General features: G+C 73.9%; 24 protein-coding genes and 1 pseudogene. 17 read left to right on the top strand and 8 right to left on the bottom strand.

The genetic code is table 11. The annotated features are described in order from the left end of the window. Positions 1-99 precede the first annotated feature (99 nt). Positions 100-969: pseudogene (locus MICAU_RS33590) on the top strand (hypothetical protein); the annotation flags it as partial. Between the two features lie 621 nt (positions 970-1,590). Here MICAU_RS33590 and MICAU_RS27835 read toward each other — a convergent pair. Together MICAU_RS27835 and proB are read right to left on the bottom strand one after the other, a co-directional pair. After that, positions 1,591-2,832 (bottom strand): glutamate-5-semialdehyde dehydrogenase, encoded by a 1,242-nt coding sequence (locus MICAU_RS27835; RefSeq protein WP_013288684.1) that lies wholly within the window; start codon positions 2,830-2,832, stop codon positions 1,591-1,593. 74 nt (positions 2,833-2,906) lie between these two features. Then, a complete protein-coding gene (gene proB / locus MICAU_RS27830; RefSeq protein WP_013288683.1) occupies positions 2,907-4,064 on the bottom strand; it encodes a glutamate 5-kinase in 1,158 nt (385 codons plus the stop codon). Between the two features lie 13 nt (positions 4,065-4,077). On the opposite strand from proB, the gene MICAU_RS27825 reads away from it, so the two are divergent. The 3 genes from MICAU_RS27825 to MICAU_RS27815 are packed head-to-tail and all read left to right on the top strand — an operon-like array spanning position 4,078 to position 7,336. Continuing rightward, positions 4,078-4,392 carry an MGMT family protein gene (locus MICAU_RS27825; RefSeq protein ID WP_013288682.1) on the top strand — a complete coding sequence of 105 codons (315 nt, stop codon included), beginning with the start codon at positions 4,078-4,080 and terminating at the stop codon, positions 4,390-4,392. 32 nt (positions 4,393-4,424) lie between these two features. Further along, a complete protein-coding gene (locus tag MICAU_RS27820) occupies positions 4,425-5,822 on the top strand; it encodes an MFS transporter (RefSeq protein WP_013288681.1) in 1,398 nt (465 codons plus the stop codon). Between the two features lie 35 nt (positions 5,823-5,857). Then, a complete protein-coding gene (locus tag MICAU_RS27815) occupies positions 5,858-7,336 on the top strand; it encodes a pyridoxal phosphate-dependent decarboxylase family protein (protein WP_013288680.1) in 1,479 nt (492 codons plus the stop codon). Between the two features lie 49 nt (positions 7,337-7,385). Here MICAU_RS27815 and MICAU_RS27810 read toward each other — a convergent pair whose 3' ends face one another. The 3 genes from MICAU_RS27810 to MICAU_RS27800 form a co-directional block, all read right to left on the bottom strand. Further along, on the bottom strand, positions 7,386-8,327 hold the full coding sequence (locus tag MICAU_RS27810) for a hypothetical protein (protein ID WP_013288679.1): 942 nt from the start codon (positions 8,325-8,327) through the stop codon (positions 7,386-7,388). Positions 8,328-8,426: 99 nt separating this feature from the next. Next, positions 8,427-9,617 carry a hypothetical protein gene (locus tag MICAU_RS27805; RefSeq protein ID WP_013288678.1) on the bottom strand — a complete coding sequence of 397 codons (1,191 nt, stop codon included), beginning with the start codon at positions 9,615-9,617 and terminating at the stop codon, positions 8,427-8,429. Beyond that, a complete protein-coding gene (locus tag MICAU_RS27800; protein WP_013288677.1) occupies positions 9,610-10,167 on the bottom strand; it encodes an RNA polymerase sigma factor in 558 nt (185 codons plus the stop codon). Before MICAU_RS27800 ends, MICAU_RS27805 begins: the two co-directional genes overlap by 8 nt. 149 nt (positions 10,168-10,316) lie before the next feature. On the opposite strand from MICAU_RS27800, the gene MICAU_RS27795 reads away from it, so the two are divergent. Then, positions 10,317-10,877 carry an NADH-quinone oxidoreductase subunit B gene (locus tag MICAU_RS27795; protein WP_013288676.1) on the top strand — a complete coding sequence of 187 codons (561 nt, stop codon included), beginning with the start codon at positions 10,317-10,319 and terminating at the stop codon, positions 10,875-10,877. Positions 10,878-10,913: 36 nt separating this feature from the next. Next, the gene (locus tag MICAU_RS27790) at positions 10,914-12,230 is read left to right on the top strand and encodes a DUF2252 domain-containing protein (RefSeq protein ID WP_013288675.1); all 1,317 of its coding nucleotides are present in this window, start codon (positions 10,914-10,916) and stop codon (positions 12,228-12,230) included. 32 nt (positions 12,231-12,262) lie between these two features. Here the strand turns inward: MICAU_RS27790 and MICAU_RS27785 are convergent, their stop codons facing one another. Further along, on the bottom strand, positions 12,263-13,309 hold the full coding sequence (locus tag MICAU_RS27785) for a glucose 1-dehydrogenase (RefSeq protein WP_030269284.1): 1,047 nt from the start codon (positions 13,307-13,309) through the stop codon (positions 12,263-12,265). A gap of 103 nt (positions 13,310-13,412) precedes the next feature. Between MICAU_RS27785 and MICAU_RS33715 the strand changes: the two genes are divergently transcribed. Continuing rightward, a complete protein-coding gene (locus MICAU_RS33715; protein WP_013288673.1) occupies positions 13,413-14,294 on the top strand; it encodes an NADH-quinone oxidoreductase subunit C in 882 nt (293 codons plus the stop codon). After that, positions 14,294-15,256, top strand: coding sequence for an NADH-quinone oxidoreductase subunit NuoH (gene nuoH, locus MICAU_RS27775; protein ID WP_013288672.1), 963 nt, complete (start codon positions 14,294-14,296; stop codon positions 15,254-15,256). Before MICAU_RS33715 ends, nuoH begins: the two co-directional genes overlap by 1 nt. 202 nt (positions 15,257-15,458) lie before the next feature. Here nuoH and MICAU_RS27770 read toward each other — a convergent pair whose 3' ends face one another. Continuing rightward, positions 15,459-16,502, bottom strand: coding sequence for a glutathione S-transferase family protein (locus MICAU_RS27770; RefSeq protein WP_013288671.1), 1,044 nt, complete (start codon positions 16,500-16,502; stop codon positions 15,459-15,461). Between the two features lie 94 nt (positions 16,503-16,596). Here MICAU_RS27770 and MICAU_RS27765 point away from each other — a divergent pair, with 94 nt between their 5' ends. Next, a complete protein-coding gene (locus tag MICAU_RS27765) occupies positions 16,597-17,019 on the top strand; it encodes an ester cyclase (protein WP_013288670.1) in 423 nt (140 codons plus the stop codon). Here MICAU_RS27765 and MICAU_RS27760 read toward each other — a convergent pair. Next, complete coding sequence (locus MICAU_RS27760; RefSeq protein WP_013288669.1) at positions 17,000-17,575, bottom strand: Uma2 family endonuclease; 576 nt, start codon at positions 17,573-17,575, stop codon at positions 17,000-17,002. The two genes, MICAU_RS27765 and MICAU_RS27760, sit on opposite strands and share 20 nt — an antisense overlap. Before the next feature lie 103 nt (positions 17,576-17,678). On the opposite strand from MICAU_RS27760, the gene MICAU_RS27755 reads away from it, so the two are divergent. The 8 genes from MICAU_RS27755 to MICAU_RS27720 all read left to right on the top strand — a co-directional run bounded on the left by MICAU_RS27755 (position 17,679) and on the right by MICAU_RS27720 (position 26,503). Beyond that, on the top strand, positions 17,679-18,269 hold the full coding sequence (locus MICAU_RS27755) for a NuoI/complex I 23 kDa subunit family protein (protein ID WP_013288668.1): 591 nt from the start codon (positions 17,679-17,681) through the stop codon (positions 18,267-18,269). Beyond that, a complete protein-coding gene (locus MICAU_RS27750) occupies positions 18,266-18,814 on the top strand; it encodes an NADH-quinone oxidoreductase subunit J family protein (protein ID WP_013288667.1) in 549 nt (182 codons plus the stop codon). Before MICAU_RS27755 ends, MICAU_RS27750 begins: the two co-directional genes overlap by 4 nt. Then, a complete protein-coding gene (nuoK, locus tag MICAU_RS27745; protein ID WP_013288666.1) occupies positions 18,811-19,191 on the top strand; it encodes an NADH-quinone oxidoreductase subunit NuoK in 381 nt (126 codons plus the stop codon). Before MICAU_RS27750 ends, nuoK begins: the two co-directional genes overlap by 4 nt. Continuing rightward, positions 19,188-21,113 (top strand): NADH-quinone oxidoreductase subunit 5 family protein, encoded by a 1,926-nt coding sequence (locus MICAU_RS27740; protein ID WP_013288665.1) that lies wholly within the window; start codon positions 19,188-19,190, stop codon positions 21,111-21,113. The genes nuoK and MICAU_RS27740 overlap by 4 nt, the downstream gene beginning before the upstream one ends. After that, a complete protein-coding gene (locus MICAU_RS27735) occupies positions 21,110-22,615 on the top strand; it encodes a complex I subunit 4 family protein (protein ID WP_013288664.1) in 1,506 nt (501 codons plus the stop codon). Before MICAU_RS27740 ends, MICAU_RS27735 begins: the two co-directional genes overlap by 4 nt. Further along, positions 22,612-24,078 carry an NADH-quinone oxidoreductase subunit N gene (locus tag MICAU_RS27730; RefSeq protein ID WP_013288663.1) on the top strand — a complete coding sequence of 489 codons (1,467 nt, stop codon included), beginning with the start codon at positions 22,612-22,614 and terminating at the stop codon, positions 24,076-24,078. The genes MICAU_RS27735 and MICAU_RS27730 overlap by 4 nt, the downstream gene beginning before the upstream one ends. Positions 24,079-24,227: 149 nt before the next feature. Then, positions 24,228-25,106, top strand: a complete 879-nt coding sequence (gene htpX / locus MICAU_RS27725) for a zinc metalloprotease HtpX (RefSeq protein ID WP_013288662.1) — start codon at positions 24,228-24,230, stop codon at positions 25,104-25,106. A 137-nt stretch (positions 25,107-25,243) separates the two neighbouring features. Beyond that, a complete protein-coding gene (locus MICAU_RS27720; protein WP_013288661.1) occupies positions 25,244-26,503 on the top strand; it encodes an MFS transporter in 1,260 nt (419 codons plus the stop codon). The last annotated feature ends 1 nt before the right edge of the window (position 26,504 follow it).

Raw genomic sequence — 26,504 nt, 5'->3', positions numbered from 1 at the left:
GGCGGGCCCATCGTGCTTTCCGCGCCCCTGGCGTGGGCAAACGCCGGGTCGGGCAACCCTCCGGCGGATGCCCTCGACGACCGGTGGGCGGTACCGGCCCTGACCGAGCTGCCGAGGCGTAACCTCGGCCGCGCCAGTACCGTCAGTGCCGTGGTCGACTTGGACGCGGCGATCGGATTCGTCGTCGCTCACGGTGACGCGGTGGACCGCGCCCGTCTCTCCCGGCTGCGCTCCGGCGCTCCGGTGCCGCCCGACGTGCTCGACGCCGCCGAGGCCGGGCAGGCGCCGGGCGGCGGCTGGCCCGCGGTCCTCGACGGCGAGGTCGCCTCGATCGACGCGACCTGCTTCCGCCTGGCCGAGCTGGACGACCTCGGCGCGCTGGGCCGCCCGGCCGCCCGGCACGCGCTGGACTGGCTGGCCGCCCGGCAACTGCCCGACGGCGGCTGGGACGAGGACCCCTCGCTGGCCGGGCTCGCCCCCGAGTGGGCGGCCCCGGGCGACCCCGAGGCCCGGCTCTACCAGACAGCCAACGCCGGGTTCTGGCTGACAGTGGCCGGTCTTGACGCGCGGGCCGCCGGTCCGCTCGACCACCGGGTCGGCGGCGCGTACGCCGGTGTGGTGCAGGCGGCGGCCCAGGCGCTCGCCGCCCAGCTCGCCCCGGACGGCAGTTGGCCGTCCTTCCTGCCCGCCGGCTGGCTCGCCGCCGCGGTGCTGCACCGCCAGCAGATGTACTACGAGTCGGCGCGCATCCAGGCGGTGCTGGCCGACCGGATCCCCCGGATGTCCCCGGCGGACGTGGCCTGGCTGGCCGCCACGCTGCGCCGGGTCGACGTGGGCGAGGAGCAGTGGCTGCTGGTCTCCGCGCGCAGGCGGCTCGCCGAGACGCAGCGCAGCGACGGCGGCTGGGACAGCGACGACGGCCACCAGTTCGACGTGCACACCACGCTGCGGGCGATCCGCGCGTGCCGCCCGAACACGCCCGAGGCCCCGGCCTCCGGAGCGCCGTTCGTGGTGCCGCAGGCTGCGGAGCTGCCCGCGCCGCCGGCCGTACCGGCCCCGCGCCCGCGCCGCCTCCCCACATCGCCGCCTGCGCCCGCGCCTGCGTCGCCCGCCCCGCCGGTAACCGCGCCCGCGCCTGCGTCGCCCGCCCCGGCTCCCGATGCCGGGCCGCCGTCGCACCGCCTCGGCTCCGACCCTTCGCCGGGGCCGGGTGGCGTGTCGTCGGCCGGGCCGGGGATTGCGCCCGCTTCGTCGGCCGGGCCGGAGACCGCGCCCGCTTCGTCGGCCGGTCCGGACGGCGGGCAGGGGCCGTGGTCCGCCTGGATCGTCGCGCCCGACCTGCTCCCCGACGGGAGCACCGTGCCGGCTGCGCCGTCAGTGCCGGACCCGCCGTCCGGCCCGGTGCCGCCCGCTGCTCCGGTGCCCCCGGGGCTGCCTCCGCTCGTCACACCGCCATCGGCGGACGGGGATCCACTCCAGATCGCCTAGCCCGGCCAGTTGATCAACACCAGTTCGGCGAGATGGTGGCATCGGAGGCACCATGATGCCCCCACTACCCCGTACTGGTGGCCGCCCAGGGGACCGGACCGATCAGCGCAGGTGACCGTCTCCGGTGACCACGTACTTGGTGCTGGTCAGCTCCGGCAGGCCCATCGGCCCGCGCGCGTGCAGCTTCTGCGTCGAGATGCCGATCTCCGCGCCGAAGCCGAACTCGCCGCCGTCGGTGAAGCGGGTGGACGCGTTGACCATGACCGCTGCCGAGTCCACCCGGGCCACGAACTCCCGGGCCGCCCGCTGCGAGTCGGTGACGATCGCCTCGGTGTGGCCGGTGCCGTACCGGCGGATGTGCGCGACCGCCGCGTCGAGCGAGTCGACCACTGCGACGGAGATGTCGGCGGAGAGGTACTCGGTGCCGAAGTCCTCCTCGGTGGCCGCGACCACGGCGTCGGAGTGGGCGGCGACCTCGGGCGTGCCGTGCACAGTCACCCCGGCGTCGGCGAACGCGGCCAGCACCGCCGGCAGGAACGCGTCCGCGACGTCGCGGTGCACCAGCAGCGACTCGGCGGTGTTGCAGGTGGACAGGCGCTGCGTCTTGGCGTTCAGCGTGATCGCCAGGGCCTTGCCGAGGTCGGCGGCGGCGTCCACGTACACGTGGCAGTTGCCCACGCCGGTCTCGATCACCGGGACCGTCGACTCCTCGACCACGGCGCGGATCAGCGACGCACCGCCGCGCGGGATCAGTACGTCGACCAGGCCGCGGGCGCGCATCAGCTCCTTCACCGAGTCGCGGGTGCTGGAGTCGAGCAGCTGCACCGCGTCCGCCGGCAGCCCGGCGCCGGAGACCGCGTCGCGCAGCACCGCGACCAGCGCCGCGTTGGAGTGCGCGGCCGACGAGGAGCCGCGCAGCAGCGCCGCGTTGCCGGACTTCAGGCAGATCCCGGCGGCGTCGACAGTCACGTTGGGCCGGCCCTCGTAGACGATGCCGACCACCCCGAACGGCACCCGCACCTGCCGCAGTTCCAGCCCGTTCGGCAGGGTCGAGCCGCGTACCACCTCGCCCACCGGGTCGGGCAGCGCGGCCATCTGGCGCAGCGCGTCGGCGATGGCCGCCACCCGGCCCTCGTCGAGCGCGAGGCGGTCCAGCACGGCCGCCGACAGCCCGGCCTCGCGCCCGGCCGCCAGGTCCGCCGCGTTCGCCGTCAGGATCTCCGGGGTACGCGCCACGAGCGCGTCGGCCATCGCGTGCAGCGCGGCGTCCTTGACGGTACGGGTGGCCGTGGCCAGGGCTTCCGCCGCGTCCCGGGCTCGCCGGGCCTGCTCGACGACGCTCATCGTGCGTACTCCTTCAGACGGGGTTCAAGGAGGGGCCCCTTCTTAACAGACGTCTGTTAAGAAGGGCCCCCTCCTTACAGCAGGACCAGGTCGTCGCGGTGGACGACCTCGCGTTCGTACGCCGGGCCGAGCGCCGCGGCGAGTTCGGAGGTGGAACGGCCGAGCAGCCCCGGCAGCTCCACCGCGTCGTAGTTGACCAGCCCTCGGGCCACCGGCGCGCCGGCGGTGTCGACCAGGTCCACCGGGTCGCCCGCGGTGAACGCGCCGTCGACGGCGGTGATGCCGGCGGGCAGCAGCGACTTGCGGCGGCCGACCACCGCCTGCACCGCGCCCGGGTCGAGGTGCAGGCGGCCGCGGGGGGCGGTGGCGTGCGCCAGCCAGAACAGACGGGCGGCGGGGCGGCGGCTGCTCGGGTGGAAGTACGTGCCGACCGGCTCCCCGGCCAGCGCCGGCGCGGCCAGCGGCGCGGCGGTCAGCACCACCGGGATGCCGAAGCCGGTGGCGATCCGGGCCGCCTCGACCTTCGTCACCATGCCGCCGGTGCCCACCCCGGCCCGGCCGGCCCCGCCCACGTCCACGCCCGCCAGGTCGCCCTCGCCGTGCACCTCGGTGATGCGGGTGCTGCCCGGGCGGGCCGGGTCGCCGGTCCAGAGCGCATCGACGTCGGAGAGCAGCACCAGCAGGTCGGCGTCGACGAGCGCGGCGACGAGCGCGGCCAAGCGATCGTTGTCGCCGAACCGGATCTCCTCGGTGGCCACCGTGTCGTTCTCGTTGACGATCGGCACCGCGTGCAGGTCGAGCAGCTTGCGCAGCGTCCGGTACGCGTTGCGGTAGTGGGCCCGCCGTGTCACGTCGTCCACGGTGAGCAGCACCTGCCCGACGGTGCGGCCGTGCCGGGCGAACGCGGCCGCGTACCGGCCGATCAGCAGGCCCTGGCCGACGCTGGCGGCGGCCTGCTGGGTGGCCAGGTCGCGCGGGCGCCGGGGCAGCCGCAGCGGGGCGAGCCCGGCGGCGATCGCGCCGGAGGAGACCAGCACCACCTCGCGTCCGGAGGCGGCGAGCCCGCCGAGCGTGTCGACGAGCGCGTCGACCCGGGCGTCGTCGAGGCCGCCCGTCGCGGTGGTCAGCGAGGACGAACCGATCTTGACCACGATCCGCCGGGCCGAGGTGACTGCTTCGCGCACCCGACCATTCTGCGCGCTGCGGTCTGCCGCGCCGCGGCGCGTTCCCATATCGTGGCAGCTCGTGACACCTGACGAATACGTCGAGGCGGTGCTGGCGCTGGTCGAGCGGATCCCGCCGGGGCGGGTGATGTCGTACGGGGCGGTGGCCGACGCGCTCGCCGACCGCTCGGGACGGGCCTCGCCGCGGCTGGTCGGCTCGATCATGGCGCGGCACGGGGGCGGGGTGCCGTGGCACCGGGTGGTGAACGCGGCCGGCCGGATGCCGCCGGGGCACGAGCGCAGGGCCCGGGAACGGCTGCTCGCCGAGGGCTGCCCGTTGCGTGGCGACCGGGTGGACCTGGCGGCGGCGTCCTGGTCACCGGACGAGGGGATGTGACCCGGGCCATAACGTGAGTAACATTCGGCGCCATGACAGCTTCGGGCCTGCCCCGCCGGGTGCACCTCGGGTACGCGCTGGGTTCCCTGGTCACCGGCGCGTTCGGCACCGTGCCCGGGCTGCTCCTGTTGCCGTACCTCACCGACACGCTCGGCGTCGCCGCCGGGCTGGCCGCCCTGCTGGTGCTGCTGCCGAAGGCGTGGGACGTGCTCGTCAACCCGGTCGCCGGGCGGATCTCCGACCGGACCCGCTCCCGCTGGGGCGCGCGCCGTCCGTACCTGCTCGGTGGCGGGCTGGCACTCGCTGTCCTGTTCGCCTCGATCTTCGCGGCGCCGTTCGCGAACGGTCCGGCCGCCGCCGCGTACGTGGCGCTGGCGTTCCTGGCGACGGCCACCGCGTTCGCGTTCTTCCAGGTGCCCTACGTGGCCATGCCGGCCGAGCTGACCGCCGACCCGGCGGAGCGTACCCGGTTGATGACCTGGCGGATCGCGGTGCTGGCGCTGGCCATCCTGGTCTCCGGCGCGGTGGCCCCGGCGGTGGTGAGCGCGGGCGGCGACGGCGTGCCCGGCCACCGGTGGATGGGTCTGTTCGTGGCCGCGCTGATCGTCGCCGGCACCGTCGGCGTGTTCCTCGGCACCCGATCCGCGCCGACCGGCACGGTGGGGGAGAGCGAACCGAGTCTGCGCGCGCAGCTCGCTGTCGCCACCGGCAACCGGCCGTTCCGGGTGCTGCTGATCTGCTTCGTGATCCAGTCCGCCGGGGTGGCCACCGTGCTGGCCGGGGTGAAGTACTTCGCCGATCAGGTGCTGCGCGAGCCGGACAGCGGCCCGACGCTGCTGTTCGCCTGCTTCGTCGCGCCCGCGCTGCTGGTCATGCCGCTGTGGTCCCGGGCGGGCGCCCGGCTGGGCAAGCGGGCGTCGCTCGTCGCCGCGTCGCTGATCTTCGCCGCGGGCGCGCTGGCCCTGGTCGCCGCGCCCGCTCTGCCCGCCGCCGCGGCCTACGCGGTGGTCGCGGTGATCGGCGTCGGGTACGCAGGCCAGCAGGTGTTCGCGCTGGCCATGCTGCCGGACTGCATCGCGTACGACACGGCGCGCACCGGGCGGCGGCAGGCGGGCGTGTTCACCGGGCTGTGGACGGCAGGGGAGACGTTCGGGCTGGCGCTGGGGCCGGGCATCTACGGCCTGGTGCTCCAGCTCTCCGGCTACGTCTCCTCGTCCACCGGCACCGCCGCCGTCCAGTCCGACACGGCCCGTCTCGGCGTGCTGCTCGGCTTCACAGTGCTGCCCGCCCTGCTGGTGGCGATCCCGCTGGTGCTGCTGCGCGGCTACACCCTGACCCCGGCCCAGCTGGCCACCGCGTCCGGGGCCACAGTGCCCGAGGCCACAGCGTCCGGAACCACCGAGGCCGACGCCCCGGTCACGCGGGCGTGAGCACCGTCCGGCCCGTCCACGAGAGGAACCACCCGATGACCGACACGGCAAGCGTGGGCGCGCTGCCCGCGCGGGGGATGCCCGCGGCGGACGTACTAGGCGAGATCCGCGCGCTGCGGGCCGCCGACCGGCCGACCCACGGCGGGCGGCTGTTCGCGTACGTCTACGACCCCGGCGTGGCCGGACTGGACGAGCTGGCGCAGGCCGCGTACGCGGAGAGCGCGCACGTCAACGGCCTCGACCCGACCGCGTTCCCGTCCTTGCTGGCGATGGAGAACGCGCTCGTCGGCGCCGCCGCGCGTCTGCTCGGCGGCGGTCCCGGCACCGGCGCGCCGGACGTGGTCGGCAGCGTCACCAGCGGCGGCACCGAGTCGCTGCTGCTCGCCGTCAAGGCGGCCCGGGACGCCCGCCCCGACCTGACCGAGCCGCGGATCGTGGCGCCGGCCAGCGCGCACGCCGCGTTCGCCAAGGCGGCGCACTACCTGCGGGTCACGCTGGACACCGTGCCTGTCGACCCGGTGACGCTGCGGCCGGACCCGGCCGTGGTGGCCGCCGCGATCCGCCCGGAGACCGTGCTGGTGGTGGCCTCCGCCCCGTCGTACGCGCACGGGGTGGTCGACCCGGTGACCGAGATCGCTGCCGTCGCGCAGGCCGCGGGTGTGCGCTGCCACGTGGACGCCTGCTTCGGCGGCTGGGCGCTGCCCTGGCTGCGCCGGCTCGGCGCGCCGGTGCCGCCGTTCGACTTCGCCGTACCCGGGGTCACCTCGATCTCGGTCGACCTGCACAAGTACGCGTACGCGCCGAAGGGCGTCTCGGTCCTGCTGCACCGCGATCCGGCGCTGCGCGCCCCGCAGTTCTTCGCGTACGCCGACTGGCCCGGGTACACGATGGTCAACCCGGTGATCGCCTCCACCCGGTCCGGCGGGCCGATCGCCGCCGCGTACGCCACACTTCGCCACCTCGGCGAGGACGGCTACCTGCGGCTGGCCGCCGCCACCCGGGACGCGGTAACCGGGCTGGCCGACGCGGTACGGGCCACCGGAGGCCTGCGGCTGATGGCCGAACCGGAGACCACAGTGGTCTGCTTCACCAGCGACGATCCGGGGCTCGACCTGTTCGTGCTCGTCGACGAGCTGACCGCGCGTGGCTGGCACACCCAGCCCCAGCTCACGTACGCCGATCTGCCGGCCAGCGTGCACCTCACGGTGACTGCGGCGGTGGCGCCCCGGGTGGCCGAGTTCGGCCCGGCGCTGGCCGAGGCGGTCGCGGCGGCCCGCGCCGCCGGGCCGGTCGTGCTGCCGCCGGAGCTGCTGGCGCTGGCCGGCAGCCTCGCGCCGGAGGCGCTCACCCCCGAGCTGGTGGCCGGACTGGCAGGCGGCCTCGGCCTGGCCGGCGGCGCCGGTGTGCCGGACCGGATGGCGGTGGTGAACACGCTGCTGGACGCCGCCCCGGCGCGGCTGCGGGAACGGCTGCTCGCGGAGTTCGTCGGGTTGCTCCAGCGTCCGGCCTGGTGACGCCGCGACGCCCGGCCGGCGCGTGGGCGCCGGCCGGGCGGGCGACGGGTCAGCTCGCGGCGGCCGCGGTCACCGTGAACGACGTGGTGTTGTCCGACGGGTCCACGTCCTGCGGGTCCTCGGCCTGCCAGAAGTAGCTCCCGGTCACGGTGAGGCTGCCGGTGCCCAACTCGCCCGCCGCCGTGCCGACGGGCGCGCTGAGGAAGACGTCGAAGGTGCGCTCCTCGCCCGGCATGAACCGGCCGCCCGGCACGGTGAACCCGAGCGGGAAGCTCGGCATGTCCTGCGGCTCGATGTGGTCGACCTGCACCCCCGCGGGCAGGGCGGCGGCGACGTTGAGAGCGAAGGTCGGCGCGTCGTTGCCGTAGCGCACGGTGACCGGCATCCGGCCGAGCAGGGTGCCGTCCGGCTGCGGGGTCAGCGTCACGGCGCTGCCCCGGATGCTGAGGTCGGTGTCGACGGCCTGCACGTACGGCCGCGGCTTGCGCAGGCTGCCGGTGGTGGAGCGGAAGAGGGTGGTGAAGCCGGTGGCGTCCGAGGCCGCGGCGGCGCCGTCCGGGACGACCTCGATCCGCCCGCCGTTCGCGACCATCGGGTACGTGCGCGCCGTGGTCCAGACGTGGAAGCCCAGCCGGAAGGTGAGGCTCTTGCCGGCCTCGATCTGCTCGCCGCCGCAGCCGATCACCAGCCGGTTCTCCACCAGGCGGTCGTAGAAGCAGCCGCCGCCGGGCTCGATGGAGGTGAACGACGCCCCCGCCGGTTCGGTGACGACCAGGCTCACCGACGTCGCGGTCGACCGCCGGTTGGTCACCGTCGCGGTGAGCGTCCCGACGTACCCCCGGTCGGTCGGGTCGAGGACGAGCCGCTGGGCCGTGACGTCGACGCGGCCGGTGGCGGCGCTCGGCGCGGCGGCGGCCGGCGCGGCCAGGGTGATCAGTGCGGCGGTCCCACCGAGCAGTGCGGTGGCGATCCGTGCCGTACGTGTGGTCATGCTGTTCCTCCCGTGATTCCCCGTTGCCGGACGGCGGCATCTCCGTCCGTCCGATGCCGGTGACACGTCCAGACGGGACGGTCGGTTGCGATCTGTCGGTCAGCCGACGGAGGTCAGCTCGACCTCGTTGTCCTTCCAGTTCAGGTCGTTCCAGTACCGCTCCTGCGAGTCGATGTGGATCGCCCGCAGCGTCGGCGGCTCGTCGGCGGTCGCCGGATGGTCGAACGTGAACGTGTACGTCCTGCTCGCGCCTACCGACAGGGTGTCCAGCACGCAGGCGATGCCCCCGTCGAGCCGTACGTTCCGGCACCGGTCCAGGGCGGACCCGTTCGGTCTCGTGTAGTCGTACCAGCCGGTGAACCCGAGCTGGCGCACGCTCACCGGCCCATGATTCACCACCGTCACGGTGACCGTGACCTTCCGGATCCCCTTCTTGTCCGGCGGCCCGGCCACGACGTCGCGGGCGGTCATCGTGAGGTCGGTCAGACGGGGGTCGGTGCCGAACTTCGTGGGTCCGTCGACCTGCCGGAACCGTTCACCGTTCCAGGCGTACGTCCGCCACTGCCGTTGCGGCGTCCATTCGGGCGTGCCGCAACAGGGCTGGATGTCGGCGACGTGCGCCCGGACCTCCCCGCCGTCCCGCACCGAGAACTCGGTGATGTCATCCATGCCCTCACGGGTGCCGACCACCCGGCCCATGGTGATGATCCGGCCGTCGCCGTCCCGGTCGAAGGCGAGCACCTGTTTGCCCGACGCCTCGCCGTAGCGGCAGGCGACGAGGACGACCGTCTCGGTCGCGCCGTCGCCGTCGAGGTCGGTGTACTCCGGCCCGGCGAGCAGCGTCGGGACCGATTCGTCCTGCGGGCCGGAACGGAGCCGGACGTCGTCACTGACACAGGTCTTCGGTGCGTCGGGCCAGGACACGAGGTCGAGCTGGGCCGCGAGCAGCTGGGACCGCGTGATCCGCCCGTCCGGAGCGGCCGGGGTCGAGCCGGCCGTGCTCGGCGGCGGCGTCGACGGTGGCGGCGACGTGCTCTCGGACGGAGTCGGGGTGACTGTCTGCGCGGGCGCCGGGGGCGGTCCGGGCCGCCGGTCCAGGGCGGCGTTCGCGCCCACCGGGATCACCACGGCAAGCACCACGGCCGCCGCGGTGACCACCGCTGTACGTCGGCGGCGGCGCCGGACCGTGCGCCGGACCGCGGCCGTCCCGGCCGGGTGCACCACAGGCGTGTACGCCGTGCGGAACTCGGCGAACTCGCCGCCGATCAGGATGTCGTCGGGCTCAGTCATGGTGGTTCACCTCGCTCGTGGTGGTGAGCTTCGCCGCCAGCGCGGTCCGCCCCCGGTACAGCCAGGACTTGACGGTGCCCTCCGGCACGTCCTCCTGCGCCGCGATCTGCGCGACGCTCAGATCGGCCAGGTAGTGCAGCACCACGGCGCGGCGCTGATGCGGCGGCAGCTCGGCCAGCGCGGCGGTCAGCGCGACCCGGTCCGGCCCCGGCCCCGGCACGTACTCCTCCCGCTGGCGGTGCAGCCACGCCTGGGCCGTCCGCAGCCGCCGCCAGCGGCTGGTGGCCAGGTTCCAGGCCACCCGGCGGACCCAGGCCACCGGATCGTCGTAGCGGGACACCCGGGACCAGCGGGCGAACGCCCGGCAGAACGCCTCCTGCACCATGTCCTGCGCCTGGGACAGGTCACCGCAGTAGGCGGTGAGCTGAAGCGTCAGGGACCGGAAGTGTGCGTGGTAGAGCCCGTCGAAGTCGACCGCCTCGCGCCTCTCGGCGCGCCTCGCTGTCCCCTCGGGTGGCTCGTCGAGCATCGGCTCCCTCGTCACCGTCACCTGGTCCTCCCCGTGTGCGTACCGCCGACGCGGTCACGCCGGTCACACGCCCTGACGCCCGTACCGGTTGCGGGGGTTGCCGATCCGGGCGCTGTGGTTGACTGTCGGTTCAGGGACAGCGGAATTTCGCAGACAGGGGAGGGCCCGAGGTGCAGGTGCCGGCCGTGCTCGGCGAGCCGATCCGGTTCGTGCTGAACTGGGGCCGCCGCTACTCGCTCTGGGTGTTCAACTTCGGCCTGGCCTGCTGCGCCATCGAGTTCATCGCCACCAGCATGGGCCGGCACGACTTCATGCGGCTCGGCGTGATCCCGTTCGCCCACGGGCCCCGGCAGGCCGACCTCATGGTGGTCAGCGGCACCGTCACCGACAAGATGGCCCCGGCGGTCAAGCGGCTCTACGACCAGATGCCCGAGCCGAAGTACGTGATCTCGTTCGGCGCCTGCTCCAACTGCGGCGGCCCGTACTGGGACTCCTACTCGGTGACCAAGGGCGTCGACCAGCTCATCCCCGTCGACGTGTACGTGCCCGGCTGCCCGCCGCGCCCCGAGGCGCTGCTGCACGGCATCCTGCGCCTCCAGGAGAAGATCGCCGCCGAGCAGTCAGGCATCGGCGGCGTGCCCCGGCCCGACGCGCTCACCTCCCCGGCGGACGCTGTGGCGCGGCCGGTCGAGGCGCTCACCGCACCCCCGGTACGTCCGCCGGTCGGCTGAACCGCCAGGTGGCGGCGCGGGGCTAGCCTGCGGCTCATGACCGACCTCGCGGAGAAGCGCTCCGCATTCATCATCGACGTGCTGACCGACGAGTTCGGCGCGTCCATGGCGATCGACCCGGCGGCGTTCCGCCGCAAGTTCCGCAAGATGGCGGCGTCACCGTTCGCCTTCTACCGGGGCAGCGCCGCGCTGTTCTACGCCGACCAGCGCGGCGACTTCGGCAGCGACCGGTTCCTCGACGAGCGGACCAGCCGGGTGTGGATCCACGGTGACCTGCACGCCGAGAACTTCGGCACCTACATGAACGCCTCCGGGCAGCTCGTGTTCAACGTCAACGACTTCGACGAGGCGTACGTCGGGCCGTTCACCTGGGACCTGAAGCGGTTCGCCGCCAGCGTGGCGCTGCTCGGCTACGCCAAGGCGCTCTCCGACCGGGTGATCGGCGAACTGGTGACCGGCTTCGCCCGGTCGTACCTGGCCGAACTGCGGGCCATCGCCGCGGGCGGGGACGACGCGATCGGCTCGATCACGCTCGACAACGCCGACGGTGTGCTGCGCCGGGTGCTCCAGCAGGCGCGGCTGAACACCCGGGTGGACCTGCTCGCCGCGCAGACCACGATCGACAACTACGAGCGCCGGTTCTCCCTCGGCGACGGCGTCCACGAGATCGACGACGCCACCCGGGAGAAGGTCTGCGCCGCGTTCGCCGACTACCTGCACACGCTGCCGGACTCGACCACCCGGATGCGCCCGGTGGCCGCCGGCATCAAGGACGTGGTGCTGCGCAAGGGCGTCGGCATCGGGTCGGCCGGGCTGCCGTCGTACAACCTGCTGCTGGAGGGGCACACCCAGGCGCTGGAGAACGACGTCGTCATCTACATGAAGCAGGCGCAGGTGCCGGCCGTGGCGCGGTACGTCGACGACGAGCGGGTCCGGTCGTACTTCCGGCACCAGGGGCACCGCACCGCCGAGTCGCAGCGCGCGTTGCAGGCGCACGCCGACCCGTGGCTGGGCTTCACCGAGCTGGACGGCGTCGGGCAGCTCGTCGCCGAGGTGTCCCCGTACGCGGCGGACCTGGACTGGGCCGACGTGAACGAGCCGGAGGCACTGGCCGGCGTGCTCGCCGACCTGGGCCGGGCGGTGGCCCGGATGCACTCGGTCGCCGACGACGAGTCCAGCCACGACCTGGTCGACTACTCCACCGAGGAGGCGATCGTCGCGGTCGTCGACGCCGACCCGGAGGCGTTCGTCGGCTACCTGGTCGACTTCGGCCACCGGTACGGGATCCGGGCGCGCGAGGACCACCAGCTCTTCGTGGACCTGTTCCGCAACGGCCGGCTACCAGGCATCTGAGAGGGCCGGGGCGCCGGATCCGGCGCCCCGCCTCACTGCGTGAAGTCCAGCACCGCCTTGATGTCCTCGCCGACCGAGGCGTACGCCTCGCGGTAGTTCGACAGCGGCACCCGGCGGGTGATCAGCGACGTCAGCCACGACTGTTCGGCCTGGGCGAGCGCCTCGGCGGCCATCTCCCAGTGCCGCCGCCCGGCGTTCACCGAGCCGAACACCACGTTGTTCTCCAGCACCAGCTCCCGGTTGAGCGCACCGGCGTCGAAGTTGATCGTCCGGCCGCCGCTGGAGACGCCGGTCAGGCAGACGATGCCGGTGGGCGCGGCCTTGCACATGGCGTCGAGCACCACAGTGGGCGCGCCGGTGCACTCGATCACCACGTCCGGCTTCACGTCCAGCTCGGGCACGGTCGCCGTGTGGTACGTCGCCCCGAGCGCGCGGACCAGCTCCGGCTTCGGCCCGGTGGTGTTGCGGTCCAGCACGTGCACCGACAGCCCACGCTGGCTGCCGAGCAGCGCGGCCAGCAGCCCGATCGGCCCGGCACCGGTGACCAGCACGGTCATCGGTTTCCACTCGGCCCGGCGGCCGATCCGCTCGATGTGGTCCCACGCCTTCGCCACCACGCTCGTCGGCTCCAGCAGCACGCCCACTGATGCGAGCGCCGGGTCCAGGCCGACGGCGAACTTGGGCTGCAACCGCCAGCGCTCCCGGGCGAAACCGGGCAGTGCCTTGATGCCGTGCTCGGTGTACTGGCCGTTGCGGCACATGTCCCACTCGTCTACCGCGCAGTTCGCGCAGGGCACCGGATCGGGGTGGCGGACCACGCCGGCGACCAGGTCACCGGTGTGCAACGTGCCGGTCGGATCATCCAGCACACGGCCCAGCGACTCGTGCCCGAGCACCAGCCGTTCCTGGCCCGGCGGTGCCTCGCCGTACTCGCCGGCCACGATCTCGTGGTCGGTGCCGCAGACACCCACCGCCAGCGCCTCGACCAGGATCGCGCCCTCCTCGGGCGGTGGCTCGGGCCAGTCCTCGACAAGCCGCAGCGAGTCCGGGACACCGGGGGTCACAGTCACAGCGCGCACGGACCTCATCTTTCCGCGCGCTCGCCCCGCCCGCCCGGCAAAGCGGCGATCCCGGCACGGGCGGCCCGACCCGGTCCGCAGCCGTCGGCCATAGGATCAGCGCATGACTCCGGAAGAGGTCGGCTGGCGGGTGGTCGCGCTGCTCGCGCCCGTCGAGGCCACCGCATCGGTCTCCGGCGGTCAGGGGTACGCCCGCGCCACCGTCGACGTACCCCTGGCGAGCTGGGCGGACGCGGTGCGCGCGGCGCGCGACGACGCCGAGCTGGATCTCGACTTCCTGGACTGGCTGTCGGCGGTGGACGAGCTGGCCGACGGCTTCGACGTGGTGCTGCACCTCTGGTCGGTCCGGCACCGGCACGGGCTGCTGCTGCGCACCCGGGTGCCCCGGGACACGCCTGTCGTCGCCTCGGTGGTCGACCTGTTCCCCGGCGCCGCGTGGCACGAGCGCGAGACGCACGAGATGTTCGGCATCGACTTCGCCGGCCACGGTGAGCTGCGGCCGCTGCTGCTGCCACCGGAGTTCGAGGGGCACCCGCTGCGCAAGGAGTTCGTCCTCGCCTCCCGGGTCGCCAAGCCGTGGCCCGGCGCGAAGGAGCCGGGCGAGTCGGAGGCGGGCGGCGGCCGCCGGCCGGTCCGGCCGCCGGGCGTGCCCGCGCCGGGTGAGTGGGGCACGACGCCCACGCCGGCGGGTGCGGCCGGCGCGGGTGAGGGCCCCCGAGGGGGTACGCCGGCGCGCCCGGCCCGCGAACGGCCGGCTGGGCCCGCTCCGGGCGAGCGTCCGGCGCGGCCTGCTGCCGCTGAGCGCCCGGCGCGGCCGACTGCCGGGGATGCTCCGGAGCGGGCTGTTTCCGGGGAGCCCGGGGAGGGGTCCACTGCTGCTCCGGCGGCCGACGACGCGGGTCCGCTCGGGCGGCCGCTGCCGGGGGAGCGGCCGACCGGGCCGCCCCGCCAGGAGCCGGAGCCCGACGCGGCGGGGGAGAGCTGATGCCGGACTGGTTGGAGCTGGTCCTGCGCGTGGCAGGCGTGCTCGTCGCGTTCCTCACGCTGCCGCTGATCGTGGGCCAGGCCGAGCACAAGGTGATGGCGCACATGCAGGGCCGGCTGGGCCCGATGTACGCGGGCGGCTTCCACGGCTGGGCGCAACTGGTCGCCGACGGTATCAAGTTCGTGCAGAAGGAGGACGTCACCCCGCGCGACGCGGACCGGCCGGTGTTCCGGCTGGCGCCCGCTGTGGCGCTGGTGCCGTACCTGCTGGTGCTGCTCGTCATCCCGCTCGGGCCGGGTGACCTGGTCGCCCAGCCGCTGGACATCGGCCTGTTCTTCGTGCTCGCCGTGGTGGGCGTCGGCGTGCTGGCGGTGCTCATGTCCGCGTGGGCGTCGGCGAACAAGTACAGCCTGCTCGGCGGGCTGCGCGGCGCTGCCCAGCTGCTCGGGTACGAGCTGCCGCTGGTACTGGCCGCCGCCTCGGTGGCGATGGCGGCGGGCACGCTCAGCCTGCCCGGCATCGTGGAGGCATGGCAGCCTTGGTGGCTGCTGTGGCAGGCACCGGCCATGGTGATCTTCTTCGTGGCGGGGCTGGCGGAGATCCGCCGTCCGCCGTTCGACATGCCGGTGGCCGACTCCGAGCTGGTCTTCGGCTACATGACCGAGTACACCGGCCTGCGGTTCGCGTTCTTCCTGCTCGCCGAGTACGTGGGCATCGTGGTGATCGCCGCGCTGACCACTGTGCTGTTCCTCGGCGGCTGGCAGGGCCCGTTCGCCGACGCGCAGCTCGGCTGGCTGTGGACGCTGCTGAAGGTCTTCGCCGTCGCCTTCGTGATCATCTGGCTGCGGGTGAGCTACCCGAGGCTGCGCGAGGACCAGCTCCAGCGCCTCTGCTGGCTGGTCCTGGTCCCCCTGGCCCTGGCCCAGCTCGTCCTGACCGCCGCAGTCCGCCTGGCCCTGTAGCCCGCCCCGCCCCTCTTCGCCCTCCCCGCCCTCTCCTCGCCCTCCGCCCCTCCCTGTCCCCGTCGATCTTGCACTTCCTGCCCCGGCGAAAGGGGCAAGACGCCCAGGTTCCGGGCCCAAAGTGCAAGATCGGCGAGGCGAGGCGAGGGCGGGGCGAGGGCGGGGTGAGGGCGGGGCGAGACGGGGCGGGGGAGGGAGCGGGTCAGCGCAACGGGGTGTGGGCGGGGTCTACCCGCTCGGACGGGGGTGGGGGCGGGGGTGGGGTGCCGTCGCCGAAGGGACGACCGCCCAGCTCCTCCCGCCCGTGCGGGATCAGCCAGTTGCTCAGGTCGGGGCCGAGCGGCACGATCCCCGTCGGGTTGATGTCCCGGTGGACCTCGTAGTAGTGCCGCTTGATGTGGTCGAAGTCGATCGTGTCGCCGAACCCGGGCGTGGTGAACAGGTCCCGCGCGTACGCCCACAGCACCGGCATCTCGCTGAGCTTCTGCCTGTTGCACTTGAAGTGCCCGTGGTAGACCGGGTCGAAGCGCACGAGCGTGGTGAACAGCCGTACGTCCGCCTCGGTGATCGTGTCGCCGACCAGGTACCGCTGCCCGGCGAGCCGCTCGCTCAGCCAGTCCAGCCGGTCGAACAGCCTGTGGTACGCCTTGTCGTACGCCTCCTGGCTGCCGGCGAAGCCGCACCGGTAGACGCCGTTGTTGACGTCCGCGAAGACGACTCCGTTCACCTCGTCGATCTCGCCGCGCAGCGGTTCCGGGTAGAGGTCCGGCGCGCCCGGCCGGTGGTGCGCCGTCCACTCGGTCGTGAGGTCCAGGCTCATCTGCGCGTAGTCGTTCGTCACCACCTGCCCGGTGGGCACGTCGACGAGCGCCGGCACTGTGATGCCGCGCTCGTAGCCGGGGAAGCGGGCGAAGTACGCGTCGGCCAGCCGCTCGATGCCGAGCACCGGGTCCTTGCCGTCCGGGTCGAGGTCGAACGTCCAGCTCCGCTTGTCGTGGGTGGGCCCGGCCACGGCCATCGAGATGGCGTCCTCCAGCCCGAGCAGGCGCCTGATGATGATCAGCCGGTTGGCCCAGGGGCAGGCCCGGCTGACCGCCAGCCGGTAGCGCCCCGGCTCCACCGGCCAGCCGTCCCGCTCGTCGGCGGTGATCCGGGTGGCGATGTAGCGCTGGTCCCGGGTGAACTCACCACCCGGCTCCACGTACTTGCCGCCGGTCCGGTCCAGGACCTCGTCGTCGCTGCCCACACCCACCTCCGAGTTCGCCTTTCGTTCCCATCATGGTCGCTCCGGCGGCTCCCGGCAGGGCGAGTGCCCCGGAGAGGGGCATAGGCTGCCCGCCGTGACCGATGTGGAGGCGGCAGCCCGGCGTTTCGTCGCCGACGTGTGGAACGCGGGGCGCGAGGAGAGCGCGTACGAGCTGGTGGCGGCGGACTGCCCGGGCCTGGGCGGCACCGGCCCGGCGGCGATGCTGGCGTGGCACCGGGACCGGCGGGCGTCGTTCCCCGACCTGCGCTACAAGATCGTCGACGTGGTGGCGACCGGTACGCGGGTGGCGGTGCGCTGGCGGGCCGCCGGCACCCAGGCCGGCCAGTTCGGCCCGGTGCCGCCGACCGGCCGCGTGGTCAGTTATTCGGGCGCGACGTTCCTGCGCTTCGACGACGACGGCCGGATCGTGGACGTGTGGAGCGTCAACGAGCTGTTCCAGGTGCTCCAGCAGCTCGGCGTGGAGATGCTGCCTCCGCTCACACCCGGCGAGGCGTGATCCGGCTGATCGGCAGGTTCACCGGGAACGGCTCGCCGGTGTCGACGAACTTCGTCCACCGCCCGGTCTCCGTGTAGACCTCGTGCACCGGATCGATCTTGTAGGTGTAGACGACGATGCCCTCGTCCTCGATCTCGATCCGCCAGTGGAACGGAATCCCGGCCTGGGCGTAGAGCGCCGGCTTGAGGACGCGGTCGATGGACCGGGTGCTGGGCGAGACGATCTCCACGGCGAGCACCACCTCGTGCGGCTCGTACCGGGACGGCTCGCGCGCGGCGGCGGTCGCGGTGGTGACCAGCACGTCCGGGATGAAGGAGCGGGTGCGGTTGATGCGCACCTCCACACCCTGGGTCACGTCGTACCCGTCGGGGCAGTCTTCGTCGAGCGCGACCATGAGCAGGGCCGCGATGCTCTGGTGGATCCGGGTGGGGGAGGGGGACATGAGCAGCACTCCGTCGAGCAGTTCGCGGCGGCGACCGTCCTCCGGCAGCGCGTCCAGATCGTCTGTCGTCCACCCGCCCTCCGGCGGGTGGTCGCTCTCCAGCGCGGCGGTCATCGACAGGTCCTTCCCGGCGCGTCGTTCTCCCCGCGCTCACGATACCGCCGCAAAGGCCGGGTGGTGGTCGCGCGCGCCCGGGCCACAGGGCAGGATGGGCGGCATGAGCGAGCACGGTGGAGTGCCCGGCGGGGGCCTGGTGAAGGGCCTGGCGGTCACGTTGAAGACGATGACCCGCCGCTCGACCACCCAGCAGTACCCGGACGTCGAGCCTGAGCTGCCGCCCCGCTCCCGTGGCGTGATCGCGCTGCTGGAGGAGAACTGCACCGTCTGCATGCTCTGCGCGCGCGAGTGCCCGGACTGGTGCATCTACATCGACTCGCACAAGGAGGAGGTGGCGGTGCCCGGCGCCGCCCGTCCTCGCCAGCGCAACGTGCTCGACAAGTTCGACATCGACTTCTCGCTCTGCATGTACTGCGGCATCTGCGTCGAGGTCTGCCCGTTCGACGCGCTCTACTGGTCGCCCGAGTTCGAGTACGCCGAGTACGACATCAAGAACCTGCTGCACGACAAGGACCACCTGGGCGAGTGGATGGCCACCGTGCCGCCGCCGCCGGCCCACGACCCGCTCGGCGACCCCTCCAAGGAGGAGACCACCGCCGCCCGGAAGGCGGCGGGTCCGTCGGCCCGTCCGGCTCCTTCCCGGGTACGCCCCGACGCCGCCACCGATCCGGGCGGAGGCACCGTCTCATGACCGGTGCGGACGTCCTGCTGCTCGCGCTGGGCGCGGTGGCGGTGGGCGCGGGTGCGCTGGTGGTCGCCACCCGCCACCTGGTCCGGGCCGGGTTGTGGCTGGTGGTGTGCCTGGGCGCGCTGGCCGGTGACTACCTGGTGCTGACGGCTGAGCTGGTGGCCTGGGTGCAGGTGCTCATCTACGTGGGCGCGGTGGTGGTGCTGCTGCTGTTCGCGGTGATGCTGACCCGCGCGCCGATCGGCCCGTCGGACGACCTGGACCGGCCGGGCTGGGCCGCAGCGCTCGTCGGCGCGGGCAGCGGCCTCGGCCTGGCGGTGCTGCTGATCGACGCTTTCCGTTGGTCCCGGGTGGACCTGCCCGTCGCCGGCACCGCCGAGCGCCTCGGCGAGCAACTGTTCCGTTCCTGGGTGCTGCCGTTCGAGGTGCTGTCGGTGCTGCTGCTGGCCGCGCTGGTCGGCGCGATCGTGCTGTCCCGTCCCGACATCGGCCGCCGGTCCACCGACACCAGCGCGTCGCAACCAGCCGACGAGGGTGGGCGCCCGTGAGGCCGGTCATCCCGTACGTCACCGCCGCGCTGCTGTTCGGCCTCGGCGTGTACGGCGTGCTGCGCCGCCGCAACGCCGTCCTGGTGCTGATGGCGGTGGAGTTGATGCTGAACGCGGTGAACCTGGTGCTCGTCACCGCCGACACCACCGTCAAGGCCGTGCTGCCGCACTCCGGGCAGGTGTTCGCGCTGTTCGTGATCGTGCTCGCCGCCGCCGAGATCGGTGTCGGGCTCGCCATCGTGCTCCAGCTCTACCGGCTGCGCGCCAGCGTCACAGTCGACGACGTGCCGCTCGACGAGCCGGCGCCGGCGGTCGCGGTGGCCCCGGGCGGGCTGCCGACGCCGGAAGCGCCGGGCACGGAAGGAGCGGTCCGGTGAGCACGCCGACGCTGTGGCTCGCCGCGGTGCTGCCGGCGGCGCCGCTGGTCGCCGGCCTGCTCGGCCTGCTGCTGCCGCCCGCCCCGCGCCAGGACCGGGCGGCGGCCCGCCGGTCGGCTGTCGCGCTGGGCGTGGCCGGGGCGGCCGTGCCGCTGCTGGCCGCGCTGGCGTTGCTGGTCCGCGTGGACGCCCCGGTCGAGGCGTCCACCACCTGGGTCGACCTGGGCGGGCTGCGGGTCACGCTGGGCCTGCGGCTCGACGGCGTGGCGGTACTCGTCGCCACCGCCGTCGCCGCCGTCGCGCTCGCAGTGCAGGTCTACTCGATCGGCTACCTGCGCCGGGGTCCGCACGACGACGTGGACGTCGACCACCGCTACCCGCCGTACGCGGCGCAGTTGAGCCTCTTCACCGCCGCCATGCTCACTGTGGTGGTGTCCGGCGACCTGATCATGCTGCTGGTCGGCTGGGAGGTGATGGGCATCTGCTCGTACCTGCTCATCGCCCACGACCGGCGGCTGCCCGAGGCACCCGGTGCGGCGGTCAAGGCGTTCCTGGTCACCCGTGTGGGTGACGTCGGCTTCCTGCTCGGCATCGCGCTGCTCGGCGTGGGCGCGGGCAGCTTCCGGATCGCCGACGTGCTGGCGCACGACTACGGCACCGGCACGCTCACCGCCGCCTGTCTGCTGCTGCTCGCCGGGGTGGCGGGCAAGAGCGCCCAGTTCCCGCTGCACACCTGGCTGCCCGACGCGATGGCCGGTCCCACGCCGGTGTCCGCGCTGATCCACGCCGCCACCATGGTCGCCGCCGGGGTGTACGCGGTGGCCCGGCTGTTCCCGCTGTTCGAGCGCGCACCGGCCGCGCTCGCCGTGCTGGGCGTGATGGCCGCGATCACGATGCTGCTCGGCGCGTTCGCCGCCACCGCGCAGGACGACATCAAGCGCGTGCTGGCCTGGTCGACCGTGTCGCAGATCGGCTACATGACCGGCGCGCTGGCGGTCGGCGCACCCGCTGCTGCGCTGTTCCACCTGCTCACCCACGCCGCGTTCAAGGCGTTGCTGTTCCTCGCCGCCGGTGCGGTGATCCACTCCGTCGGCACCACGCTGATGTCCCGGATGGGCGGCCTGCGTACCGCCATGCCCGTCACGTTCTGGTGCATGGTGGTCGGCCTCGGCGCGCTCGCCGGCGTACCCCCGCTCTCGGGTTTCTGGAGCAAGGACGGCGTGCTCGCCGCCGCCGAGGCGGCCGCGCTCGACGGCGCCGGGCCGACAGCCGCCTGGGTGGGCTGGCTGGTCTGGCTGGCCGGGCTGGTCGGCGTGGCGGTGACCGCCTGGTACGCGACCCGCCTGCTGCTGCGCACATTCCTCGGCCGGACGCGCACGCCGCTGCTGCGGCCGCACGACCCGCCCGCGCTGTTGCGCTGGCCGGTGCTGCTGCTCACTGTCCCGGCCGCGCTGCTGGGCCTGGCCGCGTTCGCGCCCTGGTTCGCCGACCGGCTGCGCGTACCCGGCGACGACACCGGCGAGGCGGTCGAGCTGGTCCACCTCGCACCGAACCTGATCCTGCCGTTCCTGCTGCTGCTCGCCGGGGCGGGCGTCGCCTGGGCGGGCTGGCGCCGCGACCCGGCCGCCGACCCGGCCCGCTTCCTGGGCCCGCTGCGGCCGGTCTTCGCCCGCGCGTTCCGGCTCGACGACGTCCAGCACGCCCTCGTCGTACGCCCGGCGGGCGCGCTCGCGCGGGTCGTGCGTACCGGTGACGAACTGGGCGTGGACGGGCTGGTCGAGGGCAGCGGCCGGGCGGCGGTCGAGGTGGGCGGCGGCCTGGCCGCGCTGCACCGGGCGGCGCTGCCGCGCGCGGCAGCCGGGGTGCTCGCGGGCGCGCTGCTGATCGGCCTCGCGGTCGCGCTGATCGGAGTGACCTCATGACGTTCGGGCAGGTCCTGCTGGTCGCCGTGGTGGCGGTCCCGGCGCTCGGCGCGCTGGCCACCGCCGTCGTGCCCGGCGACCGGGCCGGCCGGGTGGTCGGCACCGCTGCGGCCGCGCTGACGCTGCTGGCGACGCTCCCGCTGGTCGGCGGCGACCACGGCTGGTTCGGGTACGGGCCACGCCCGGCGGTGCAGCCGTGGCACCAGCTCGACCTGCAGTGGGTGCCCGGGCTCGACCTGCGCTTCCACCTCGGTGTGGACGGCATCTCCTGGCCGCTCGTGGTGCTGACCGCGCTGCTCACGCTGCTGTGCTGCGCGTACACGCTGTGGCGGGTGCCGCCCGGCGGCGGCAGCGGGCGGGCGCTCGTGGCGCTGCTGCTGGTGGTCGAGGTCGGCATCCTCGGCACGTTCCTCGCGCTCGACCTGGTGTTGTTCTTCCTGTTCTTCGAGGTCGTCCTGCTGCCGATGTACGCGGTGATCGCCGGCTGGGGCGGCGCGGACCGCCGTCGCGCGGCCCGCAAGTTCGCGCTCTACACGCTGTTCGGCTCGGTGCTGCTGCTCGTCGGCGTCTACGTGGTGGTGGCCGCCGCGGGCACCGCCGACCTGGTCGCGCTCACCGGCGGCGCCGGGCTGTCCCGGGGCACCCAGCTCGCCGCGTTCACGCTGCTGGCGCTGGCGTTCGCGGTGAAGAGCCCGCTCTGGCCGCTGCACTCGTGGCTGCCCGACGCGCACACCCAGGCCCCCACCGTCGGCAGCGTGATCCTCGCCGGGGTGCTGCTCAAGATGGGCACGTACGGGCTGATCCGGGTCGCCGTCGGGGTGGCCCCGGAGGGCGCTCGCTGGGCCGCGCCGGTGCTCGGCGTGCTCGCCGTCGCCGCGATCCTGGTCGGTGGGCTGGTCTGCCTCGCGCAGGACGACCTGAAGCGGCTGATCGCGTACTCCAGCGTGGGACACATGGGCTTCGTGCTGCTCGGGGTCGCCACGCTCACCGCCACCGGGATCCAGGCCGCGCTGATCGGCAACATCGCCCACGGTGTCATCACCGGCCTGCTGTTCTTCCTGGCCGGGGCGGTCAAGGACCGCGCGCACACCGGCTCGCTGGCCGAGCTGTCCGGGCTGCGGGAGACCGCGCCCCGGCTGGCCGGGCTGCTCGGCTTCGCGGCTGTCGCCTCGCTGGGGCTGCCCGGCCTGGCCGGATTTTGGGGTGAGGCGTTCGCCGTGGTCGCCGCCGTGCAGCGGGGCGGCCCGCTCTGGCTGACCCTGGCCGTGCTGGCCGCGCTGGGCGGGGCGCTCACCGCCGCGTACTTCCTGCGGCTGCTGCGCCGGGTCACCCACGGGCGGCCCAGCCCGGCGGTGGCGGGGCTCGCACCCGGGCTGGCCGGGGCGGAACTGACCGCCTGGGCGCCGCTGGTGCTGCTCGCGCTCGCGGTCGGCCTGGCCCCGGCGCTCGTGCTGTCGTACGCCTCCGGTCCGGTGGAGGCGCTGCTGGGGGTCGTCCCATGAGCCTGGTGCAGAGTGTCGACAACGTGGCGATGCTGCCCGCGTACCTGGCCGCCGGCACGGCCGTGCTGGTGCTGCTGGTGGATCTGCTGGTGGCGCGTCCCGCGGTCACCGTCGCCGTGGCGGCGCTCGGCGCGGCCGGCACGGCTGTCGGCGCGGCGCTCGTCGGCGCGGCCGGCACCCGGCGCACGTTCTGCGTCGGCGACGACTGCTCCTGGGTGTGGAACGGCCGGGCCGCGCTGGTCGGGGCGGTGATCGCCCTGCTCACGCTCGGCGTGCTGGCGCTGTCCGGTCCGCTGCTGCGTGCCGGGCGCACCCCGGTCGGCGAGTACTGCTTCCTGCTCGCCTGCGCGATGACAGGCGGCGTGGTGCTCGGCGCCGCCGGTGACCTGATCACGCTGATCGTGGCGCTGGAGACGCTGACGCTCCCGCTGTACGTGCTGGTCGGCCTGCGCCGGGGCAGCCTCGCCGGCGCCGAGGCGGCTGTGACGTTCTTCGTGGTCAGCGTGGTCGCCACCACAGTGACGCTGCTCGGCGCGGCGCTGCTCTACGCGGTCACCGGCACGCTGCACCTGGACCGGCTGGGCGCCACCCTGGCCGCCCGCGACGACCTGACCGATCTGCCGCTGACCACAGTCGCTGTGGCGCTCGTGGTGGCCGGGCTGGCGTTCAAGGTCGCCGCCGTGCCGTTCCACGCCTGGGCCCCTGCCACGTACGACGGCGCGCCGCTGCCGGTGGCCGCGTACCTGTCGACCGCCTCGAAGCTCGGTGGCGTGGTGGCGCTGCTGGCTGTGGTGCAGCGGGCGCTGCCGGGCGACCTGACCGGCCCGGTGCTGGCGGCGCTGGCGGTGCTGACCATGACCGTCGGCAATCTGGTGGCGCTGCGTCAGCGGCGTACCGTGCGGTTGCTCGCCTGGTCGTCGGTGGCCCAGGCGGGGTACATCCTCGCCCCGCTGGGCGCGCTGGCGCTGACCGCGGGCCGCACCGGCGACGCGCGGGCGGCCGCGTACGCCGCAGCCGTCGCGTACGCGATCTTCTTCGTGCTGCTGGAACTGGCCGCGTTCGCCGCTGTGGTGGCGTTGCGACCGGCGGACGGTGACGGCGGCACGCTGGCCGACCTGCGCGGCGCGGCGCGGCGGCACCCCTGGGTGGGCGGCGCGTTCGCGCTGGCGCTGATCGGGCTGGCCGGGCTGCCGCCGGGCCTGGCCGGGCTGTTCGCCAAGGTGACGGTGGTACGCGCGCTGCTGGCCGGGAACGCGGGCTGGCTGGCGCTCGTGGTGGCGCTGAACGCGGTGATCGGCCTGGCCTACTACCTGCGGGTCACCGCCTCCCTCTACGCGACGCCGGCCGGCGTGGCGACGGTCCGGCCCGCCCGGACCGTGGTGCTGGCGCTCGGCGTGGCCACGGTCGCCGCGGTGGTGATCGGTTTCGCACCGCAGCTCGTGCTGGACGTGGCGGCGCGCTGACCGGTTCCTGCCCGGATGGGCGACCGCTTCAGCCTGCGCACAGCAACATCCAGGCAACTTTCAGCCATGAGCCGGATGGTTGACGGGTACCGGTGTGTTGAACCGGTCAGCGGGCCTCCCGCAAGGGCCCGTGCACCGAAGGAGAGATCGTGCATCACAACCGTCTCAAGACCGCAGCGCTGCTCGGCCTGTTGACCTCGCTGATCCTCGCGGTCGGCTACTGGTTCGGCGGTAGCGGCGGTCTCGTCATCGCCGTCGTCGTCTCGTTGCTGATGAACGGCGTCACCTACTTCTACTCCGACAAGCTCGCACTGCGCTCGATGAAGGCGCAACCGGTCAGCGAGGCACAGTTCCCCGAGCTGTACCAGATGGTGCGGGAGCTCTCCACGCAGGCCGGCAAGCCGATGCCGCGGCTCTACGTGAGCCCGACGTCGCAGCCCAACGCGTTCGCCACCGGTCGTAACCCGGAGAACGCGGCGGTCTGCGTCACCCAGGGCATCGTGGAGATCCTGGACTACCGGGAGCTGCGTGGCGTGATCGGCCACGAACTGTCCCACGTCTACAACCGGGACATCCTGATCTCCAGCGTGGCTGCCGGCCTGGCCGGCATCATCACCATGCTGGCCAACCTGGCCTGGTTCATCCCGCTGGGCTCCTCGGACGACGAGGACGCCCCGAACCCGGCCGTGCTGCTGCTCACGCTGATCCTCGGCCCGATCGCCGCCACGGTGATCCAGCTCGCGATCAGCCGGAGCCGGGAGTTCCAGGCCGACCAGTCCGGCGCCGAGCTGAGCCGCGACCCGCTGGCCCTGGCCAGCGCCCTCCGAAAGATCCACATGGGTACGCAGGCGCGTCCGCTGGCGCCCCAGGGCCAGCTCGCCAGCACCGCCCACCTGATGATCGACAACCCGTTCAAGCGGGGCGGCGGCATCGCCGCGATGTTCGCCACCCACCCGCCGATGGAGCAGCGGGTGGCCCGCCTGGAGCAGATGGCCCGCAACTCCGGGCCGGTGCAGTTCCAGCGCTGACCCGCCGTACTCCCCACCGCGCCCGCGTCCCACGACGCGGGCGCGGTGGTGTGTCCGGGCACAATGCGTTTCCCCCGGTCAGGTCACGCCGTTAGGGTCGAAACGTCTCCCGCTCATTACCCTCCTGGAGGTCGACTGTGGCCGCACTGCGCCAGTACCAGGGCGTCTGGCGGATCCCCGGCGCGCCGATGCTGCTGATCCTCGGCATCATCGGCCGGCTCGGGATCGGCATGACCCCGCTGGCGCTGCTGCTCGTCGTCGAGCAGGTCACGGGCCGGTACTCCCTGGCCGCAGTCGCCGGCGGCATCTACGCGCTCTCCGGCGCCGCGCTCAGCCCGGTCGCCGGCCGGATCGCCGACCGGGTCGGACCCACCCCCGTCCTGCTGCTCACCGCGGTCACCCACCCGCTCGCCCTGATCGGGCTGCTCGTCGCCACCCGCTCCGACAGCGGCAACCTCGGGCTGATCTACCTGGCCTCGGGCGTCGCCGGAGCCACGTACCCGCCGCTCACCGCCGCGATCCGGGGCGCCTGGAACGACCTCACCGCCCCCGCCACCGGCCGGGCGCACCTGCGCAACACCGCGCTCGCCGCCGAGACCACCCTCTTCGAGGTCGTGTTCGTGATCGGGCCGCTGCTGGTAGCCGGCTTCGTGCTGCTCGCCGACGCCTCCGCCGCGCTCGTCGGCGCCGCGGTGGTCACCCTGATCGGCACCGGCACCGTCGCGCTCGGACGGGTCATGCGCGGCTGGCGCCCGCACCCGCGCGAGCACCACGCAAGGGGCCTCGGCCCGCTGCGGCTCGGCGGCTTCCCCGCGCTGCTGCTCTGCGTGGCGAGCCTCGGCATCGCGTTCGGCGCCTCCGGCGTCATCGTCCCGGCCTTCGCCGGGAACTCCGGCGCCGACGACCCGGAGAGCCTTGCCGGTGTGCTGCTCGCCGTCTGGGGCATCGGCAGCGCCATCGGTGGTTTCTGGTTCGGCGTACGCAAGCCCGCCGCCAACATGACCCGCCAGTTCGCCTGGCTGCTCGGCACCGTCGCGGCCAGTTTCGCCGTCTTCGCGGTGATGCCCGGCCCGGCCGCGCTCGGCGTCGCGCTGGTGCTCGGCGGCGCGGCCATCGCCCCCGCGCTCACCCTGGAGAACACGCTCGTCGGGCGGATCACCCCGGCCGGCATGCTGAACGAGGCGTACACCTGGGTGGTGACCATGTCGGTGGCGGCGAGCGCCGCCGGCGGCTCGATCGCGGGCCTGATCATCGACCACGCCGGCGGCGTCTCGTGGGCGTTCGTCTTCGCCGGGGTGGCGGTCGCCGTCGGAGCCGCGGTCGCCGCGCTGCCCGGCGGCCCGATCGCCCGGGCCGAGGCCACAGCGGTACGCGCCGAGCAGACGCTCGCCGCCTGAC

The organism is Micromonospora aurantiaca ATCC 27029, from assembly GCF_000145235.1.
Classification (GTDB): domain Bacteria; phylum Actinomycetota; class Actinomycetes; order Mycobacteriales; family Micromonosporaceae; genus Micromonospora; species Micromonospora aurantiaca.
The sequence above is the reverse complement of the archived record's forward strand: the minus strand, read 5'-3'. Positions and strand labels throughout refer to the sequence as shown.

Coding starts and splice junctions, on each gene's coding strand:
- MICAU_RS27835 (WP_013288684.1), bottom strand. CDS start 2,832: ATGAGCGTCGTCGAGCAGGCCCGGCGAGCCCGGGACGCGGCGGAAGCC.
- proB (WP_013288683.1), bottom strand. CDS start 4,064: ATGGGAACGCGCCGCGGCGCGGCAGACCGCAGCGCGCAGAATGGTCGG.
- MICAU_RS27820 (WP_013288681.1), top strand. CDS start 4,425: ATGACAGCTTCGGGCCTGCCCCGCCGGGTGCACCTCGGGTACGCGCTG.
- MICAU_RS27815 (WP_013288680.1), top strand. CDS start 5,858: ATGACCGACACGGCAAGCGTGGGCGCGCTGCCCGCGCGGGGGATGCCC.
- MICAU_RS27810 (WP_013288679.1), bottom strand. CDS start 8,327: ATGACCACACGTACGGCACGGATCGCCACCGCACTGCTCGGTGGGACC.
- MICAU_RS27805 (WP_013288678.1), bottom strand. CDS start 9,617: ATGACTGAGCCCGACGACATCCTGATCGGCGGCGAGTTCGCCGAGTTC.
- MICAU_RS27790 (WP_013288675.1), top strand. CDS start 10,914: ATGACCGACCTCGCGGAGAAGCGCTCCGCATTCATCATCGACGTGCTG.
- MICAU_RS33715 (WP_013288673.1), top strand. CDS start 13,413: ATGACTCCGGAAGAGGTCGGCTGGCGGGTGGTCGCGCTGCTCGCGCCC.
- nuoH (WP_013288672.1), top strand. CDS start 14,294: ATGCCGGACTGGTTGGAGCTGGTCCTGCGCGTGGCAGGCGTGCTCGTC.
- MICAU_RS27760 (WP_013288669.1), bottom strand. CDS start 17,575: ATGACCGCCGCGCTGGAGAGCGACCACCCGCCGGAGGGCGGGTGGACG.
- MICAU_RS27755 (WP_013288668.1), top strand. CDS start 17,679: ATGAGCGAGCACGGTGGAGTGCCCGGCGGGGGCCTGGTGAAGGGCCTG.
- MICAU_RS27750 (WP_013288667.1), top strand. CDS start 18,266: ATGACCGGTGCGGACGTCCTGCTGCTCGCGCTGGGCGCGGTGGCGGTG.
- MICAU_RS27735 (WP_013288664.1), top strand. CDS start 21,110: ATGACGTTCGGGCAGGTCCTGCTGGTCGCCGTGGTGGCGGTCCCGGCG.
- MICAU_RS27730 (WP_013288663.1), top strand. CDS start 22,612: ATGAGCCTGGTGCAGAGTGTCGACAACGTGGCGATGCTGCCCGCGTAC.